This window comes from Hydrogenophaga sp. ANAO-22, assembly GCF_042466645.1.
In the GTDB taxonomy this organism is placed as follows: Bacteria; Pseudomonadota; Gammaproteobacteria; order Burkholderiales; family Burkholderiaceae_C; genus Hydrogenophaga.
Map to the genome: position 1 here is coordinate 4689545 of NZ_CP159956.1, position 15533 is coordinate 4705077.

Below are 15533 nucleotides of genomic sequence, written 5' to 3' on the forward strand. Positions count from 1 at the left end.
GCGACGGGGCTCAGCGCGCTCCGCGCTCCTGCAGCGATGGCAGCTGTTCGGCGTGCCCTGCCTGTTGCGCGAGATCGATGGCGCGCAGGCCATCGCGGTCGGTGCGCTCGGGGTCGGCGCCTGCGCCGAGCAGCAGGCGCACCAGCGGGGCATCGCCGCGCTGCGCGGCCAGCATGAGCGCGGTGCGGCCCCGCGCGTCGGCAGCGTTCACGTCCGCCCCCTGGGCCAGCGCGTCGCGCACATCGGCGACCGCGCCGCGCGCGGCGGCGGCCAGCAGGGCCGCGGCGGGCGAGAGCGGCGCGATGGCCTGGGGCGCGGGTGCGCCACGCCGCGCCGACAGGGCGGCGGGGGCCTGCTCTTGTGCCAGACCACGGGCACGGGGCGTGGTCGCCATGTCGGTCGATGCGGTGGCAGGGGCTTCGGCCTCCGCTGCCCTGTTGGCCGCTGGAGCTGGCGGCGCGGGGGGCGGCAAGGTGGCTGCGGGTGCTGGACCGCGCGGCTTCGGATGCTCGGGCAAGGGGCGCGGTGCGGCCGGCGGGGTGGGCCGGGGTTCGGGTGGCACCGTGGCTGTGGGTGCGGCTTCCTGCGCGGCGGCCGGGGCCTCTGCCGGTGCGGCTGCGCGGGAGGGCGCCTGGGCCTCGCCGAGGGCGATCTCCCGTTCCTCGGGTGTGCCGCGATCGAACTGCAGCACCACCAGCGTGGCCAGGCCCAGCACCGCCAGGCCACCGAAGGCGCGCCAGCGCCAGGCCGAATCGTTGGCGGCCGGCGGCTTTGTGTGCCCAGGGGTTTCGCGGGCTTGGGCCGCGGCGGTGCGCGCCTCGGCCAGCACCTTTTCGCGCAGGGTCGGGTCGGGGCGCGCGGGGTCGTGTGCGTTGGCCTCCCGGTAGCGCTGCAGCAGTTCGTCTTGCGGCTTCATGCAAAGGCCTCCAGGGCTTGGCGCAGGCGCTCGCGCGCGTAGCGCAGCCGGCTCTTGGCGGTTTCGGCGTTCACGCCCGTGGCCTGCGCGATCTCGGCCAGGCTCAGGCCCCCTTCGGCCTGCAGCAGGAAGGTTTCGCGCTGCGGCAGGGGCAGGGCGGCGAGCGCGTCCAGCAAGGCCTGGGCCTGCTCGCGCGACTGCAGCTGCCGCACCGGGCCGAAGCCCGAATCGGCCGCCAGCGTGTCGGCGAGAGCGGCGCCGTCGTCGGTTTCCGCATCGAGGCTGGCGTGGGCCTTGTGGGTGCGCCAGTGGTCGACCAGGCGGTGGTGGGCCAGGGTGAACAGCCAGGTGCGAAACCGCGCGCGGGGTTCGTAGCGCGGGGCCTGGCGGATCAGCGAGAACCACACGTCCTGCACCAGGTCATCGGCCAGCGCGCGGTCGTGCACGCTGCGTTGCACGAAGCGCCACATCGGCAGGGCGTGGCGGTCGTACAGGGTTTCGAAGGCGCGCGCATCGCCCGCGGCAAAGGCCTGCATCAAGGTTTCATCGGCGGGCACAACCTCCTCGGTCATGCCCGCGATTATGGGAGCCGGCGGGCGGTCAACTCGGGTCGGGCGCGTAGCCGGGGGGCACGGCGCCGGGGAAGGGATTGGGCCGGGGCGGCACGGCCTGCGTGGGGATGATGCCCATGGCGATCAGGTTCTCGCGGCTGTCGTAGCGGATGCGGATGACTTCATCGGGCCGGTCGCTGCGCCGCTCGAAGGTGGTGTGGGTGATGGGCGCGTCCTCGCGCGCACCGTGCCCGGTGCCCAGGCGCGGCGCCGGTGCGGCGGGGGCCATGCGGCGCGCGGCCAGCGACTCGGCACGCTCGCGTGGCGCCTCGCTTTCGGCTTGCGCCTCGGCGGCCGAAGAGCGGTTCTGCGCGCCGCTCTGCTCGCGCAGCGAGGGCCAGGGCACCACGGCCGGCGGCGGCGGTGGCAGGGGTTTCTCGCGGAACACGGCCACGCCGATCACGCCCACGTGGGCCGGGCGGCCGGTGCGTTCGGCGTACGAGGCGCTCGATGCCGTGAAGTGGAAGGCCGCGACCTCGGCATCGCTCTTGCGCCAGCCGGTGATGGCGTGCTGCTGCCAGGGCGAGAGCACGTAGCCGGTCTGCTGCCAGGCGGCGGTCTCGCCCGAGATCACGTTCACACCGTCGACCGAGACCACGCCGAGCACCCGGCCCGGCGTGGCGTTGCGCACCGACACGGCGTAGCGCGCGCCGGGCCGCCCGGCGACCCAGTGCTCGCCCTGGTGGCGGTAGACCGTGAGCGTTTCGCCGCTGTCGCGGTCGATCACCTGGATGTCGGTGAGCCGGCCCACGGCCTGGGCCGGCGAGGAGGCCAGGGCCGCGAGCGCGGCGGCCAGGGACAGGGCGAGGCGGAAGGAGGGAAGGGGTTTCATGCGGGCTCCGCGAACAGTGGATGGAGCCGATTGAAACGAACGAACCGCCTCGACGGGGTTGAGGCGGTGCCGGGTTTTGTGTAACGGAGTGCGTCAGCAGCTGTTGCAGGTCGCCAGCGCGCTGCTCACGCGGGCTCGGGTCTGCTCGATGAGGTAGTCCAGGAACACCTCGGTGCGGCGCGGCATGAATTTGCGGCTGGGCAGGGCCGCGTACATGGTCAACCGGTCGGTGATCCAGGGGTTGAGCACGCGCACCAGGTCGCCGCTCTCGATCATCGGCGCGGCCAGTTCGATGGTGGTGGCGGTGATGCCGGCGCCGTCGAGCGCGGCGTGCATCAGGGTGTCGGTGTGGTTGGCCCACAGCACGGGCTGCACCTCGATGTCGACGAAGCGGGCTTCGTCCGTCTCGTGCAGCAGGCGCCAGCCCCGGGTGCGGCCGGTCGCGGGCTTGAAGCGCAGGCAGTCGTGCCGCTCCAGGTCTTCGGGCCGCACGGGCGTGCCCTTGCGCTGCAGGTACTTGGGCGAGGCCAGCAGCACGGTGACGCTGGAGAGCACCTTGCGCGCGATCACGTTGGCATCGAACGAGGCCTGAGCGCCCATGAGCGTGATGTCGTAGTCCTGGATCGGGGGCTCGCGGGGGGAATCCACATCGATGTCGAGCAGGATCTTGGGGTAGGCCTGCCGAAAGCCGCTGACCAGGGGGGCGAGCACGTGCGTGGCGAGCACGGGCGGCGCCAGCAGGCGCAGCACGCCCGCGAGTTCGCTGGTCTGCGAGCTCACCAGCGCGTGCGCCTCGTCGAGCTCCTGCAGGATCACGCGCACCCGGTCGAGGTAGTTCTCGCCCGCGTCGGTGAGGGAGACGCGGCGCGTCGTGCGGTGCAGCAGGCGGGTGCCCAGGTGGTCTTCCAGATCGGCCACCAGCCGCGTGACCACGGCGGGCGACATGTCCATGGCGCGCGCCGCCGCCGCAAAACCCCCTTCATCGATCACTTTCTGGAAGGCACGCATCGAGGCCAGGCGGTCCATAACAAAGCTCCTTTAAAGGGTTTTCCCGGGTGTCAAAACCGTGATTATTGCTGAATTAGAAACACAATAGTCGTTTCAATGCTGTTTTTCTTCTGATTCAGAAACTTTACAGTTCATCCCATCGATGCACGCAAACCCCTCCGCAGAGGCATCGAAGCCGGCCAGACCGCACAACGGACCGACCGGCATGTTCAACCCTCTCCAAGGAAACTGTCATGAAAAAGCTGTCTGTTGTTGCCATCGCCCTCTCCACCCTCGTTGCCGGCCACGCCTTCGCCGCCGATGCCTCCGTGGGCAAGACCCGCGAACAAGTCCGTGCCGAACTGATCCAGGCCCAACGCAACGGTGACCTGATCGCCGACGGCGAAACCGGTGCCCGTTACAAGGACCTCGCCCCCCACCTCTACGCCCAGCCCGTGGCCGTGAGCAAGAGCCGCGCTGAGGTGAAGGCCGAGCTGGCCGAAGCCATCCGCACCGGCGACATCGTGGCCGACGGCCAGACCGGCGCCAAGGCCAACGAGCTGTTCCCCGCCCAGTACGCCCAAGCCCGCGCCGACAAGGCCGTGACCGCCACCGCCGCCGTGGGCAAGACCCGCGCCGAAGTGAAGGCTGAGCTGGCCGAAGCCCTGCGCACGGGCGACTATGTGGCCGATGGCCAGACCGGTGCCAAGGCCAACGAACTGTTCCCCGGCAAGTACGCCCAGCCGGTGCTGGCCGAAGGCAAGACGCGCGCTGAAGTGCGCGCCGAGCTGGTCGAATCGCGCCGCGCCAACGGCGGCTAAGTGGTCGGCAGTGCGCTGAAAGCGACGCGCACGCTCAGACCCCCCGGGGGGCTGCTGGCCAAGGTCAGCAGCCCCCCGTTTTGTTGGGCGATCTGCGCCACGATCGCCAGGCCCAGGCCGCTGCCGGTGGCCTCGTTCTGCGGGTTCAGGCGCACGAAGCGCTCCAGCACCCGCTGGCGATCGGCCTCGGCAATGCCGGGGCCGTTGTCGTTGACGCTCAGCTGGGCACGGCCTTCGGCTTGCTCGACGTGCAGGTCCACCCGGCTGCCCGGGGGCGTGTGGCGCAAGGCGTTGTCCACCAGGTTGTCGAGGAGCACCCGCAGGTCCTGTGGATCGGCCTGCACGGTGGCGGCCTCGCGCCTGTCCAGCCCGAGATCGATGCCACGGGCTTCGGCGCGGGCCGAAAACGCGGCCACCACGTCCGCCGCCAGTTGATCCAGCCGCAGCGGCACGGGCTGGCGCTCGCGCCCATCCGCTTCCAGCCGCGCCATCTGCAGCAGTTGCGCCACCAGGTGGGTGCTGCGGGCGATGCCCTGGTCGAGTTCATCCAGCGCGGCCTCGCGCTCGCCCGGCGGCGCGCGGCGCGTGAGCTGGGCCTGCAGCTTGACGGCCGCCAGGGGGGTGTTCAATTCATGGGCGGCGTCGGCCAGCATCTGGCGCTGGCGCGTGAGCAGGCGCGACACGCGCTCCAGCAATTGGTTGAGCGCCTGGCCCAGCGGCGCGACCTCCTCGGGCAAGCCGTCCGTGGCGATCGCTTGCAGGTCTTTTTCGTCGCGCCGCCGGATGTCCTGGCCCAGCGCCTCCAGCGGCGCCAGCGCGCGGTTGACGGCCACGCGGATGAGCAGGCCGAGCAGCAGCACCAGCAACGCCACGGGCACCAGCAGCCAGGGCGCCATTTGGGCGAAGCTGCTGGCGCGGTCGCTTTCGGTCTTGGCGATCTGCACGATTTCCTCGTCGTCCACCAGCGTGTAGACCCGCCAGGCTTCGCCCGACCACTCGACATTGTGGAAACCGGGTTCCTGCAGGGGAGGGCCGATGCCCTCGACCGAGGCGTACAAGAGCTCCGCGTCGGTGGACCAGATCTGGCTGATGAAGCGGCCCAGGTCGTCCGTGACCCAGGGCGGCGGGTTGTCCTGCGGGGCTGGGCGGGCCGTGGGCCGCGGGGCGGCGTGCTCGGGTGGATCCAGGGCCCAGCTGTGGGGGCGCACGCCGTGCCGCACCACCGAATGCGCGATCTGCTCCATGCCGAAATCGCGCACCCGGTTGAAGGCCTGCCAGGCCAGGTGGTAGGTGAAGGCGCTGACCAGCACGCTGGTGACGATCAACGCCGTGATCTGCCAGAACAGCAGGCGCTGGCGGATCGAGTTCATGCCGCGGCGACCAGCTTGTAGCCCACGCCTCGCACGTTCTTGATCCAGGCCGCACCCAGCTTGCGCCGCAGGTGGTGCACGTGCACCTCCACCGCGTTGCTCGCCACCTCTTCCTGCCAGCCGTAGAGGCGGCTTTCCAGCTGTTCGCGCGAGAGCACGGTGCCCGGGTTTTCCATCAGGGCGAGCAGCAGGTCGTACTCGCGCGCGGCCAGGGTGACGGGCTGGTTGTCGAGCAGGGCTTCGCGGCGCAGCGGCCGCATGGTGAGGCGGCCGAACTGCAGCTCGGGCTGGGCGCGCCCGCTGCCCCGGCGCGCGAGCGCGTGCACGCGCGCCACCAGTTCGTCGAGGTCGAAGGGCTTGGTGAGGTAGTCGTCCGCCCCCAGGTTGAGGCCGGCCACGCGGTCGCTCACGGCATCGCGCGCCGAGACCACCAGCACCGGCACCGGGCGGTCTTCCGAGCGCAGCCACTGCAGCAGCTGCAGGCCATCCAGCCCGGGCAGGCCGATGTCGAGCAGCAGCACCGCGTACGGCTGCTCGCGCAGCGCGGCCTGCGTCTGCGGGCCGTCCTGCGTCCAGTCCAGGGAAAAGCCGGCCAGGCGCAGCCCGCGCTCCATGCTCCGGCCCAGCATGAGGTCGTCTTCGGCGAGTAGAACTTTCATGGTTGCGTAGTGTGAGCGAAAAGCGCGAATGCCTCTGGTACAAAGCAAAGCCCGACTCCGGAGGTTTCCTTGAGCACATTCCCGCAGGTGATTCTGTTCACCGACACCGATGGCCGCGCGCGTTTTCGCGAGGCCGAGATCCCCTTGTCCGAGGGTTCGCCCGCGGCCCGCCTGTCGCCCCTGCTGCCGGCGACGGCCTGCCAGTTGCGCCAGAGCCCGGTGGGCTTTCGCAGCGAGTTCCATTGCACCGGCGATGCGCAATGGCTGTTCGTGCTGCAGGGCTGCATGGAGATCGGCCTGCAGGACGGCAGCTGGCGCGCCTTCGGGCCGGGCCAGCATTTCTACTCGGCCGACACGCTGCCCCCCGGGGCCAGCTTCGATCCCACGGTGCACGGCCACCGCAGCCGGCAGGTGGGCGACGAACCGCTGGTGACCCTGTTCGTCAGGGGCTGAGCGGGCGCGCCGTCAGAGGAACCGGTCGAGCAGCCGGCGCGAATGCGCGTCGAGTGCGAAGCGGTCGCGCACGCCGAAGCACACGCCCTGGCCGCTCAGGATCAGCAGGGCCTGGCCTTCGAGGCGGCGGATGTCGTCCTCGCTGCGCAGCACGAAGCTGGTGGGGCCGCGGTCGGTGCTCACCTGCCAGGTGCTGGGCGTGGAAAAGGTGGACACGGATTCGATGCGCTGGATCACCGGCGTGAACTCGCGTTGCGCCAACTCTTCCTGCAGCAACTGCCGCAAGTCGGCTGGCAGGGCGGAGAGGCGGTCCACCCAGACCAGTTCGTGGCCGTCGCTGCCCACCAGCGACAGGCCTTCGTCGGGCGCGCCGATGGGGAAGGCCCGCACGGGCACCACGCCCACGTGGGTCTCCCCGGCGGCGTCCGTGAGCACGAGGCGGCCGAAGGGGTTGCGCTGCAGTTGCCAGGCGGGGTTCGGGGTGTTCATGCGTCGTTGTCCTCGGGCGTGTCGGCGTCGAGCAGGGCGGCGGCCTCCTGCTCCTTGCGCGCCTGCGCTTCGTACAGGCGCCAGTAAGCGCCGCGCTGCGCCATCAGTTCGTCGTGCGGGCCGATCTCCACCACCTGGCCGCGGTCCATCACCACCAGGCGGTCGGCCTTGCGCAGGGTGGAGAGCCGGTGCGCGATGGCGATGGTGGTGCGACCTTGCACCAGGTTGTCCAGCGCCTTCTGGATTTCCTTCTCGGTCTCGGTGTCCACGGAGGAGGTGGCTTCGTCCAGGATCAGGATGCGTGGGTCGATCAGCAGCGCGCGCGCGATGCTGATGCGCTGGCGTTCGCCACCCGAGAGGCCCTGGCCGCGCTCGCCGACCAGCGAGTCGTAGCCCTGCGGCAGCCGCAGGATGAACTCGTGCGCGTGCGCGGCGCGCGCGGCGGCCACGATCTCGGCGCGCGTGGCGCCTGGTTTGCCGTAGGCGATGTTCTCGGCGATGGTGCCGAAGAACAGGAAGGGCTCCTGCAGCACCAGGCCGATGTGGCGGCGGAAGTCGGCCACGCCGACGCGGCGGATGTCGGTGCCATCGATGCGGATGGCGCCTTCACTCACGTCGTAGAAGCGGCACAGCAGGTTGACCAGGGTGCTCTTGCCCGAGCCGCTGTGGCCGACCAGGCCGATCATCTCGCCGGGGCGGATGTCCAGGCTCAGGTTGCGGATCACGGTGCGGCTACCGTAGCGGAAGCTCACGCCTTCCATCTGCAGGCCGCCCTGCACCTGGGTCAGCGGCACCGGCTGCGCTGGCTCGGGGACGTTGGAGACGTGGTCCAGGATGTCGAAGATGCGCTTGGCGCCCGAGGCGGCCTTCTGCGTGACCGAGACGATGCGGCTCATCGAGTCGAGCCGCCCGTAGAAGCGCCCGATGTAGGCGATGAAGGCGGTGAGCACGCCCACCGTGATCTCGCTCTGGCTGACCAGCCAGATGCCGAAGGCCCACACCACCAGCAGGCCGATCTCGGTGAGCAGGGTGACGGTGGGGGTGAACAGCGACCAGGTCTTGTTGATGCGGTCGTTGACGGCCAGGTTGTGCTCGTTGGCCTGCTTGAAGCGCCGCGCTTCGCGGGCTTCCTGGGCGAAGGCCTTGACCACGCGGATACCGGGGATGGTGTCGGCCAGCACGTTGGTCACCTCGCCCCAGACGCGGTCGATCTTCTCGAAGCCGGTGCGCAGGCGGTCGCGCACGAGGTGGATCATCCAGCCGATGAAGGGCAGGGGCACCAGCGTGGCCAGCGCCAGCCAGGGGTTGATCGAGAACAGGATCACCGCGGTCATGGTGATCATCAGCACGTCGGTGAGGAAGTCCAGCGCGTGCAGGGACAGGAAGACGCTGATGCGGTCGGTTTCGCTGCCGATGCGCGCCATGAGGTCGCCGGTGCGTTTGCTGCTGAAGTAGTCCAGCGAAAGCTCGAGCAGGTGGTCGAAGGTGGTGGTGCGCAGGTCCGAGCTGATGCGCTCTGACACCAGGGCCAGCAACCAGGTGCGCGCCCAGCCCAGACCCCAGGCCAGCAGGGCCGAGCCCAGCAGGCCGCCGAGCAGGGCCAGCACCAGGCCGGTGTCGATCTCCTGGCCGTTCTGGAACGGGATCAGCACCCGGTCCATCAGCGGGATGGTCAGGTAGGGCGGCACCAGCGTGGCGGCGGTGGAGGCCAGCGTGAGCAGGAAACCGGTGAGCAGCGTCCACCGGTAGGGCCGGGCGAAGCGCCACAGGCGCAGCAGCACCCAGGTGGACGGCGGGGCCTGCGGCGCTTCCTGGGCGCATTCCGGGCATTCATCGCTGTCGGCCGGCAGGGTGGCCTGGCACTGGGGGCAGGTGCGGGCGGGTTCCTCGATCACCTGCTCGGGCGCCTGATCCAGCTGGGCCATCAGGCGATGGAACTGGTCGACCATCCGCGCGGCCCGGGCCTGCACGCCCATGGTGAAGCGCCACACCGCGATGCGCCCCTGGGCGTCCAGCAGCTCCAGGGTGCCGACACCGGCGTGGTCGCTCAGCCGCAGCTCCATACCCGGGCTCAGTATCCACTCCTGGCCTTCGAGTGTGAACTTTTGACGGGTTAACAACAGGGTGCGCGTACGGAAATGTAAATCGCTGTCCAAGTCCAGCGCCAAGGCAACGACAGCGCTATCATCGCCCCCCAGCTGGGTTGATGCGGGCCGCAAGGCGTCCTGTGCAGGGTCGGCTCCTGGGGCTGAGGATTCAGCTGGAAAGTGTGAAAGCATGGTGAAGATGACAGCGTGGCGTCGACCGCGAGAAATGGCATGCTCCCACGGGGGAGCCTTGCATTTTCACCGATGTCGAGCCCGCGATCGTTGATGGCATTGAAGTTCTTCTGAACCCCTGACCGGTACTACACCCGGTCGCCCGAATCACGCGTCCCGCCGGAGACATGAGCTCGAAACACGACATCACGCTGCTGCGCATCAACTACCTGCGCGGCCCCAACATCTGGACGTACCGACCGGTGCTCGAAGTCTGGCTGGATCTGGGCGATCTGGAGGACTTTCCTTCCAACAAGCTGCCCGGCCTCACCGAACGCCTGGTCGAATGGCTGCCCGCCCTCGAAGAACACCACTGCGGTGTGGGCGAGCGCGGTGGCTTCATCCAGCGCCTGCGCGAAGGCACCTGGGCCGGCCACATCCTGGAACACATCGTCATCGAGCTGCTGAATCTGGCGGGCATGCCCACCGGTTTCGGCCAGACGCGCGAGACCAGCCGGCGCGGTGTCTACCGCATGGTGTTCCGCGCCCGCGACGAGGCCGTGGCCCGGGCCGCGCTCACCGAAGCGCATGCCCTGCTGCTTGCCGCCATCCGCCAGCGCGAGGACGGCGCGGCCGGCTTCGACGTGCCGGCCGCCGTGGCGCGCCTGGTCAACCAGATCGACCGCAGCTACCTCGGCCCGAGCACCGCGTCCATCGTCGCCGCGGCTACGGACCGGGGTATCCCCCACCTGCGCCTGAACGACGGCAACCTGGTCCAGCTCGGCCAGGGCCGGCACCAGCGCCGCATCTGGACGGCCGAGACCGACCGCACCAGCGCCATCGCCGGCAACATCGCGCACGACAAGGACCTGACCAAGAGCCTGCTGGCCTCCTGTGGCGTGCCCGTGCCCGAAGGCCAGGTGGTCGACAGCCCGCAAGCCGCCTGGGAAGCCGCGCAGGAGATCGGCCTGCCGGTGGTGGTCAAACCTTCCGATGCCAACCATGGCCGTGGGGTGAGCCTGGACCTGTCGGAGCGCGAAGACATCGAAAAAGCCTTCTCGGTGGCCGACGCCGAGGGCAGTGAGGTCATGGTCGAGCGCTACGTGCTGGGCGACGAGCACCGCCTGCTGGTCGTGGGCGGCCGCGTGGTCGCGGCGGCGCGCGGTGAAAGCCTGTCGGTGGTGGGCGATGGCCGCTCCACCGTGGAGCAGCTCATCGACAGCCAGCTCAACAGCGACCCGCGCCGGGGCGAGGCCGAGGAATTCCCGCTCGAGACCATCCGCCTGGACCGCGAACCCGTCATGCGCCTGCTGCTGGAGCGCCAGGGCCTGTCGGGCGAGGCCGTGCCCGCCCTGGGCCGGCGCGTGATGGTCCAGCGCAATGGCAACGTGGCGATCGATTGCACCGACGAAGTGCACCCCGAGGTGGCGCACGCCGTGACACTGGCCGCCCGCGTGGTGGGGCTGGACGTGGCCGGTGTGGACCTGGTCGCCCAGGACATCGGCCGCCCGCTGCAGGCGCAAGGCGGCGCGGTGGTGGAAGTGAACGCCGGGCCCGGGCTGCTGATGCACCTCAAGCCCGCCACCGGCCTGTCGCGCCCCGTGGGCCGCGCCATCGTGGACCACCTGTTCGACGAAGGCGGCAACGGCCGCGTGCCCATCGTGGGCGTGGCCAGCTCGCGCCATGGCAACGCCATCGCCCGGCTGGTGGGCTGGCTGCTGCACCTGAGCGGCCACCAGGTCGGCCTGGCCTGCCAGGACGGCCTGTTCCTGGGCAACCGCAAGGTCGATGTCCGGCCCAGCGCCCATTGGGAGGCCGGCCAGCGCCTGCTGATGAACCGCGAGATCGACGCCGTGGTGCTGGAGAACGGCCCCGCCGTCATCCTGGACGACGGCCTGGCCTACGACCGCTGCACCGTGGGGGTCGTGACCGATCTCGACGACTTCCAGGGCCTGGAGCGGCACGACGTGCGCAGCACCGACCAGCTCTACCGCGTGATGCGCACCCAGGTGGACGTGGTGCTGCCCGATGGCGTGGCCGTGCTCAACGCCGACGACGCCCGGGTGCTGGAGATGGTCGAGCTGTGCGATGGGGATGTGATTCTTTACGGCATGGACGCCGCCTCGCCCGCGCTGCAGAAGCACCGCGAGGCGGGCTCTCGCACCGTGTCGGTGTTCGAAGGCCAGCTGGTGCTGGCCGAGGGCGTGCGCAAGGCCCACCGCGTGCGGCTGGACGCACCCGTGGTGCAGGGGCTGCTGCAGTCGCTGGGCGCGCACACCTTGATGGCCGTGGCCGCCGCCGCCTGGGCGCTCGCGGTCTCGCCCGAACTGATGGCCGCCGGCATCGAGACGGCGGGTCTCGACGTCGCTCCTACCCCCGAACGGCCAGAACCGGTTACCCTGGACGCGGCGCGCTGAGCGCCGGTCCTCTCTTCATTCACTCCCAGCTTCCGTCATGGACGTTTCTCGCATCCGGACCCTGCGCGGCCCCAATCTCTGGAGTCGCCACACCTGCATCGAGGCCATCGTCTCCTGCGAACCGCACGAGATGGACCTGCAAGCCCTGCCGGATTTCGAACGGCGGCTGCGCGAGCTCTTCCCCTCCGTGGGACCCCTGGAGCCCAGCAACCCGCAAGAGCATCTGACCCTGGCCCATGTGCTGGAAGCCACCGCGCTGGCCCTGCAGGCCCAGGCGGGATGCCCGGTCTCCTTCAGCCGCACCTCGGCCACGCTGGAGCCTGGCGTGTTCCAGGTGGTGGCGCAGTACAGCGAAGAGGTGGTGGGCCGGCTGGCCTTCGACATCGCCCGCGAACTGCTCGCCGCCGCCGGCGCGGGCGATGCCGGAAGCTACGACGTGGAGGCGGCGATCGCCCGCCTGCGCGCACTCGACGAAGACGTGCGCCTGGGCCCCAGCACCGGCTGCATCGTGGACGCCGCCGTGGCGCGCAACATTCCCTACCGCCGCCTCACCACCGGCAGCCTGGTGCAATTGGGCTGGGGCTCGCGCCAGCGCCGCATCTGGGCCGCCGAGGTGGACAGCACCAGCGCGGTCTCGGAGTCGATCGCCCAGGACAAGGACCTGACCAAGGCCCTGCTCGGCGCTGCCGGTGTGCCAGTGCCCGAAGGGCGGCCCGTCAGCGACGCCGACGACGCCTGGGCAGCCGCCATGGAGATCGGCCTGCCCGTGGTCGTCAAGCCGCAGGACGGCAACCAGGGCAAGGGCGTGACGGTCAACATCGTCTCGCGCGAGCACATGGACATCGCGTTCCGCGCGGCCGCCGAGATCGGCGACGTGATGGTCGAGAAATACCTGCCAGGCAGCGACTTCCGCCTGCTCGTGGTGGGCGACAAGGTGGTGGCGGCCTCGCGGCGCGAGCCACCGCACGTGATCGGCGATGGCGAGCACACCGTGCGCGAGCTGGTGGACCTGGTCAACGCCGATCCCCGGCGCGGCGACGGCCACGCCACCTCGCTGACCAAGATCCGCTTCGACGACATCGCCCTGGCGCGCCTGGACGTGCAGGGTTTGAAACCCGAGTCGGTGCCCGAGATGGGCCGCCGCGTCGTGCTGCGCAACAACGCCAACCTGAGCACCGGGGGCACCGCGACCGACGTCACCGACGACCTGCACCCGGACGTGGCCGCCCGCGCCGTGGCCGCCGCGCAGACGGTGGGCCTGGACATCTGCGGCGTGGACGTGGTCTGCGAGAACGTGCACGTGCCGCTGGAGAAGCAGCACGGTGGCGTGGTCGAGGTCAACGCCGCGCCCGGCCTGCGCATGCACCTCTCGCCGTCGTACGGCAAGGGCCGTCCGGTGGGCGAGGCCGTGATCGCCAACATGTTCGAACCCGGCGACGATGGGCGCATCCCCGTGGTCGCCGTCACCGGCACCAACGGCAAGACCACCACCACGCGGCTGATCGCGCACCTCATGGCCACCAGCGGCATGCGCGTGGGCATGACCAACACCGACGGCGTGTATGTCGATGGCCGCCAGATCGACAGCGGCGACTGCTCGGGCCCCAAGAGCGCGCGCAACGTGCTGCTGCACCCCGACGTGGACGCCGCCGTGCTCGAAACGGCCCGCGGCGGCATGCTGCGCGAGGGCCTCGGCTTCGACCAGTGCCAGGTCGCGGTGGTGACCAACGTGGGCACCGGCGACCACCTGGGCCTGAACTACATCACCACCGTCGAAGACCTCGCGGTGCTCAAGCGCGTGATCGTGATGAACGTCGCGCCCACGGGTTACGCGGTGCTCAACGCGGCCGATCCCATCGTCGCGGCCATGGCCGCCAAGTGCACCGGCGGCGTGGTCTTCTTCGCGCAGGACCACGACCACCCCGTGCTGGCCGCGCACCGCGTGCAGGGCAAGCGCACCATCTGCGTCGAAGGTGATCGCATCATCGTGACCGAAGGCAGCTGGCGCGTGCAGATTCCGCTGCAGGGCGTGCCCATCACGCGCGGCGGCACCATCGGCTTCCAGAAGGACAACGTCATGGCGGCCATCGGCGCGGCCTGGTGCGCCGGCCTGGATTGGGACACCATCGCGCGCGGTCTGGCCAGCTTCTCCAACGACGCCGACAACGCGCCGGGCCGCTTCAACGTGATGGACTACCGCGGCGCCACCGTGATCGCCGACTACGGCCACAACCCGGACGCGATGCGCGCCCTGGTCGAAGCGGTCAACGCCATGCCCGCGCGCCGGCGCAGCGTGGTCATCAGCGGCGCGGGCGACCGCCGCGACGAAGACATCCGCGAGCAGACCACGATCCTGGGCAAGGCCTTCGACGACGTGCTGCTGTTCCAGGACGCCTGCCAGCGCGGCCGCGAAGATGGCGAGGTGCTCACGCTGCTGCGCGAGGGACTCGCCGGGGCGAGCCGCACGAAAGAGGTGTTCGAGATCCGGGGCGAGTTCGTGGCCATCGACGCCGCGCTGGAGCGGCTGCAACCCGGCGACCTCTGCCTCGTGCTGGTGGACCAGGTGGAAGAGGCGCTCGCGCACCTCGCGCAGCGCATCCGCGAAGCGGGCGCCTCAGCCCGCTGAGAGGGGCAGGTCGGGCAGGCGCAGCCGCAGCAGCGCCCGCACGAAGCCATGGTCGCTGCGGCTGCGGTCGCGGCCCTCGAACAGGTGGTCGTTGAACACCTCCACGCGCCGCACGTCACCGATCGATCGCCGGCTGGTCGCGACGAACTGCTCGCTCACCAGCAACTGGTCCAGCACCTCGGGGTAGCCCTGGTGGATGTGCGAGTACGCCACGTCGCGGCGCATCGCCGCTTCGCCTTGCACGTCCCAGGCGCTGAACAGCGCGTGGTCGAGCGCGCCCTTGTCGTAGGCCACCTGCGAGGTGGCCGCGATCAGCTGCGTCGTCACGCTGTGCGGACCGTCGTTCAGATCGCCCATGAGCACCAGCGGCAGCTGGGTGCGGTGCAGCAGCTCGACCACCTTCAGGCGCAGCGCCAGAGCTTCGCTGGCGCGCATGACCAGCGAACGCAGCGAGGCCAGCGCCTGCACCGCCGGGTCGGCCGTGTCTTCGATGCCCACCCCGTTGGCATCTTCCAGGAACTTGGGCCGCTTGCTCTTGAGGTGCGCGGTGATCACGCACACCGGCTGGCCGTGCTTGAGGCGCAGCATCGCGATCAGCGGCGGGCGCTCGAAGCGGGTGTGCAGGCCCAGGCCAGGCACCTGCACGCGGGCCGCTTCGGGAAAGTCGTTGAGCGACTGCACCGAATCGACCTTCAGGCGCGTCACGATGCCCACCCGGGGCGTGCCTTGCGCGCCGATCTGGCCGGGACCGTTTTTGGCACCGGGCACGGCGACGAAACCGTATTGCAGCCCGCTGCGCGCCACCGCCGTGCGCAGGGCGGCCTCGTCCCAGACCTCCTGCACCGCCAGCACGTCGGCATTGAGGGCCCGGAACCGATCGCCCAGCCAACCCACCTTGCGCTCGAATTCGGTGTGGGTGTAAGGGTCCTGCCCCTCGTAGAAGTGGCGGCCTGGCTGCGCCAGGTTGAGCACGTTGCAGGTGGCCATCATGAGGGTGGCATAACGTGCCGGCGCCCCGTGGCCAGCAGAGGCCGACGGGGCGCCGAGGGGGGTGGTGCGGTCAAGGGACATGACCGCACTGTAGTGGGAAAGCC

13 protein-coding genes are annotated in these 15533 nt (G+C 70.3%); 4 read left to right on the top strand and 9 right to left on the bottom strand.

The features are described 5' to 3' along the window. Nucleotides 1-10: 10 nt before the first annotated feature. The 4 genes from ABSY19_RS22685 to ABSY19_RS22700 all read right to left on the bottom strand — a co-directional run bounded on the left by ABSY19_RS22685 (nt 11) and on the right by ABSY19_RS22700 (nt 3385). Complete coding sequence (locus ABSY19_RS22685; RefSeq protein ID WP_382156166.1) at nt 11-916, bottom strand: ankyrin repeat domain-containing protein; 906 nt, start codon at nt 914-916, stop codon at nt 11-13. Then, nucleotides 913-1488: an RNA polymerase sigma factor gene (locus ABSY19_RS22690; RefSeq protein ID WP_382156168.1), complete on the bottom strand. Its 576-nt coding sequence runs from the start codon at nt 1486-1488 to the stop codon at nt 913-915. The genes ABSY19_RS22685 and ABSY19_RS22690 overlap by 4 nt, the downstream gene beginning before the upstream one ends. A 28-nt stretch (nt 1489-1516) precedes the next feature. Next, nucleotides 1517-2359 (bottom strand): hypothetical protein, encoded by an 843-nt coding sequence (locus ABSY19_RS22695; RefSeq protein ID WP_382156170.1) that lies wholly within the window; start codon nt 2357-2359, stop codon nt 1517-1519. Nucleotides 2360-2452: 93 nt separating this feature from the next. Then, complete coding sequence (locus ABSY19_RS22700; RefSeq protein ID WP_382156172.1) at nt 2453-3385, bottom strand: LysR family transcriptional regulator; 933 nt, start codon at nt 3383-3385, stop codon at nt 2453-2455. A gap of 215 nt (nt 3386-3600) precedes the next feature. Here ABSY19_RS22700 and ABSY19_RS22705 point away from each other — a divergent pair, with 215 nt between their 5' ends. After that, nucleotides 3601-4167, top strand: a complete 567-nt coding sequence (locus ABSY19_RS22705) for a DUF4148 domain-containing protein (RefSeq protein ID WP_382156174.1) — start codon at nt 3601-3603, stop codon at nt 4165-4167. On the opposite strand, the gene ABSY19_RS22710 is transcribed toward ABSY19_RS22705, so the two are convergent. Both ABSY19_RS22710 and ABSY19_RS22715 read right to left on the bottom strand, forming a co-directional pair. Continuing rightward, the gene (locus ABSY19_RS22710; RefSeq protein ID WP_382156176.1) at nt 4164-5537 is read right to left on the bottom strand and encodes a sensor histidine kinase; all 1374 of its coding nucleotides are present in this window, start codon (nt 5535-5537) and stop codon (nt 4164-4166) included. The genes ABSY19_RS22705 and ABSY19_RS22710 overlap by 4 nt on opposite strands. Next, nucleotides 5534-6196 carry a response regulator gene (locus ABSY19_RS22715; protein WP_382156178.1) on the bottom strand — a complete coding sequence of 221 codons (663 nt, stop codon included), beginning with the start codon at nt 6194-6196 and terminating at the stop codon, nt 5534-5536. Before ABSY19_RS22715 ends, ABSY19_RS22710 begins: the two co-directional genes overlap by 4 nt. A 69-nt stretch (nt 6197-6265) precedes the next feature. Here ABSY19_RS22715 and ABSY19_RS22720 point away from each other — a divergent pair, with 69 nt between their 5' ends. After that, nucleotides 6266-6649, top strand: coding sequence for a hypothetical protein (locus tag ABSY19_RS22720; protein WP_382156180.1), 384 nt, complete (start codon nt 6266-6268; stop codon nt 6647-6649). Nucleotides 6650-6661: 12 nt separating this feature from the next. Here the strand turns inward: ABSY19_RS22720 and ABSY19_RS22725 are convergent, their stop codons facing one another. Together ABSY19_RS22725 and ABSY19_RS22730 are read right to left on the bottom strand one after the other, a co-directional pair. Then, the gene (locus tag ABSY19_RS22725; RefSeq protein WP_382156182.1) at nt 6662-7138 is read right to left on the bottom strand and encodes a DUF1854 domain-containing protein; all 477 of its coding nucleotides are present in this window, start codon (nt 7136-7138) and stop codon (nt 6662-6664) included. Further along, a complete protein-coding gene (locus tag ABSY19_RS22730; RefSeq protein WP_382156184.1) occupies nt 7135-9417 on the bottom strand; it encodes an ABC transporter transmembrane domain-containing protein in 2283 nt (760 codons plus the stop codon). The genes ABSY19_RS22725 and ABSY19_RS22730 overlap by 4 nt, the downstream gene beginning before the upstream one ends. Nucleotides 9418-9584: 167 nt before the next feature. On the opposite strand from ABSY19_RS22730, the gene cphA (ABSY19_RS22735) reads away from it, so the two are divergent. Both cphA (ABSY19_RS22735) and cphA (ABSY19_RS22740) read left to right on the top strand, forming a co-directional pair. Beyond that, entirely contained in the window at nt 9585-11813 is a 2229-nt protein-coding gene (gene cphA, locus ABSY19_RS22735) for a cyanophycin synthetase (protein ID WP_382156186.1), read from the top strand. Nucleotides 11814-11850: 37 nt separating this feature from the next. Beyond that, the gene (gene cphA / locus ABSY19_RS22740) at nt 11851-14439 is read left to right on the top strand and encodes a cyanophycin synthetase (RefSeq protein ID WP_382156188.1); all 2589 of its coding nucleotides are present in this window, start codon (nt 11851-11853) and stop codon (nt 14437-14439) included. Here the strand turns inward: cphA (ABSY19_RS22740) and ABSY19_RS22745 are convergent. Beyond that, nucleotides 14428-15510 (bottom strand): endonuclease/exonuclease/phosphatase family protein, encoded by a 1083-nt coding sequence (locus ABSY19_RS22745; protein ID WP_382156190.1) that lies wholly within the window; start codon nt 15508-15510, stop codon nt 14428-14430. The two genes, cphA (ABSY19_RS22740) and ABSY19_RS22745, sit on opposite strands and share 12 nt — an antisense overlap. Between the last annotated feature and the right edge of the window lie 23 nt (nt 15511-15533).

What these genes read in the sequence shown, in the direction of transcription:
- ABSY19_RS22685 (WP_382156166.1), bottom strand. Translation starts at nt 916, where the DNA reads ATGAAGCCGCAAGACGAACTGCTGCAGCGCTACCGGGAGGCCAACGCA.
- ABSY19_RS22690 (WP_382156168.1), bottom strand. Translation starts at nt 1,488, where the DNA reads ATGACCGAGGAGGTTGTGCCCGCCGATGAAACCTTGATGCAGGCCTTT.
- ABSY19_RS22695 (WP_382156170.1), bottom strand. Translation starts at nt 2,359, where the DNA reads ATGAAACCCCTTCCCTCCTTCCGCCTCGCCCTGTCCCTGGCCGCCGCG.
- ABSY19_RS22700 (WP_382156172.1), bottom strand. Translation starts at nt 3,385, where the DNA reads ATGGACCGCCTGGCCTCGATGCGTGCCTTCCAGAAAGTGATCGATGAA.
- ABSY19_RS22705 (WP_382156174.1), top strand. Translation starts at nt 3,601, where the DNA reads ATGAAAAAGCTGTCTGTTGTTGCCATCGCCCTCTCCACCCTCGTTGCC.
- ABSY19_RS22710 (WP_382156176.1), bottom strand. Translation starts at nt 5,537, where the DNA reads ATGAACTCGATCCGCCAGCGCCTGCTGTTCTGGCAGATCACGGCGTTG.
- ABSY19_RS22715 (WP_382156178.1), bottom strand. Translation starts at nt 6,196, where the DNA reads ATGAAAGTTCTACTCGCCGAAGACGACCTCATGCTGGGCCGGAGCATG.
- ABSY19_RS22725 (WP_382156182.1), bottom strand. Translation starts at nt 7,138, where the DNA reads ATGAACACCCCGAACCCCGCCTGGCAACTGCAGCGCAACCCCTTCGGC.
- ABSY19_RS22730 (WP_382156184.1), bottom strand. Translation starts at nt 9,417, where the DNA reads ATGCTTTCACACTTTCCAGCTGAATCCTCAGCCCCAGGAGCCGACCCT.
- cphA (WP_382156186.1), top strand. Translation starts at nt 9,585, where the DNA reads ATGAGCTCGAAACACGACATCACGCTGCTGCGCATCAACTACCTGCGC.
- cphA (WP_382156188.1), top strand. Translation starts at nt 11,851, where the DNA reads ATGGACGTTTCTCGCATCCGGACCCTGCGCGGCCCCAATCTCTGGAGT.
- ABSY19_RS22745 (WP_382156190.1), bottom strand. Translation starts at nt 15,510, where the DNA reads ATGTCCCTTGACCGCACCACCCCCCTCGGCGCCCCGTCGGCCTCTGCT.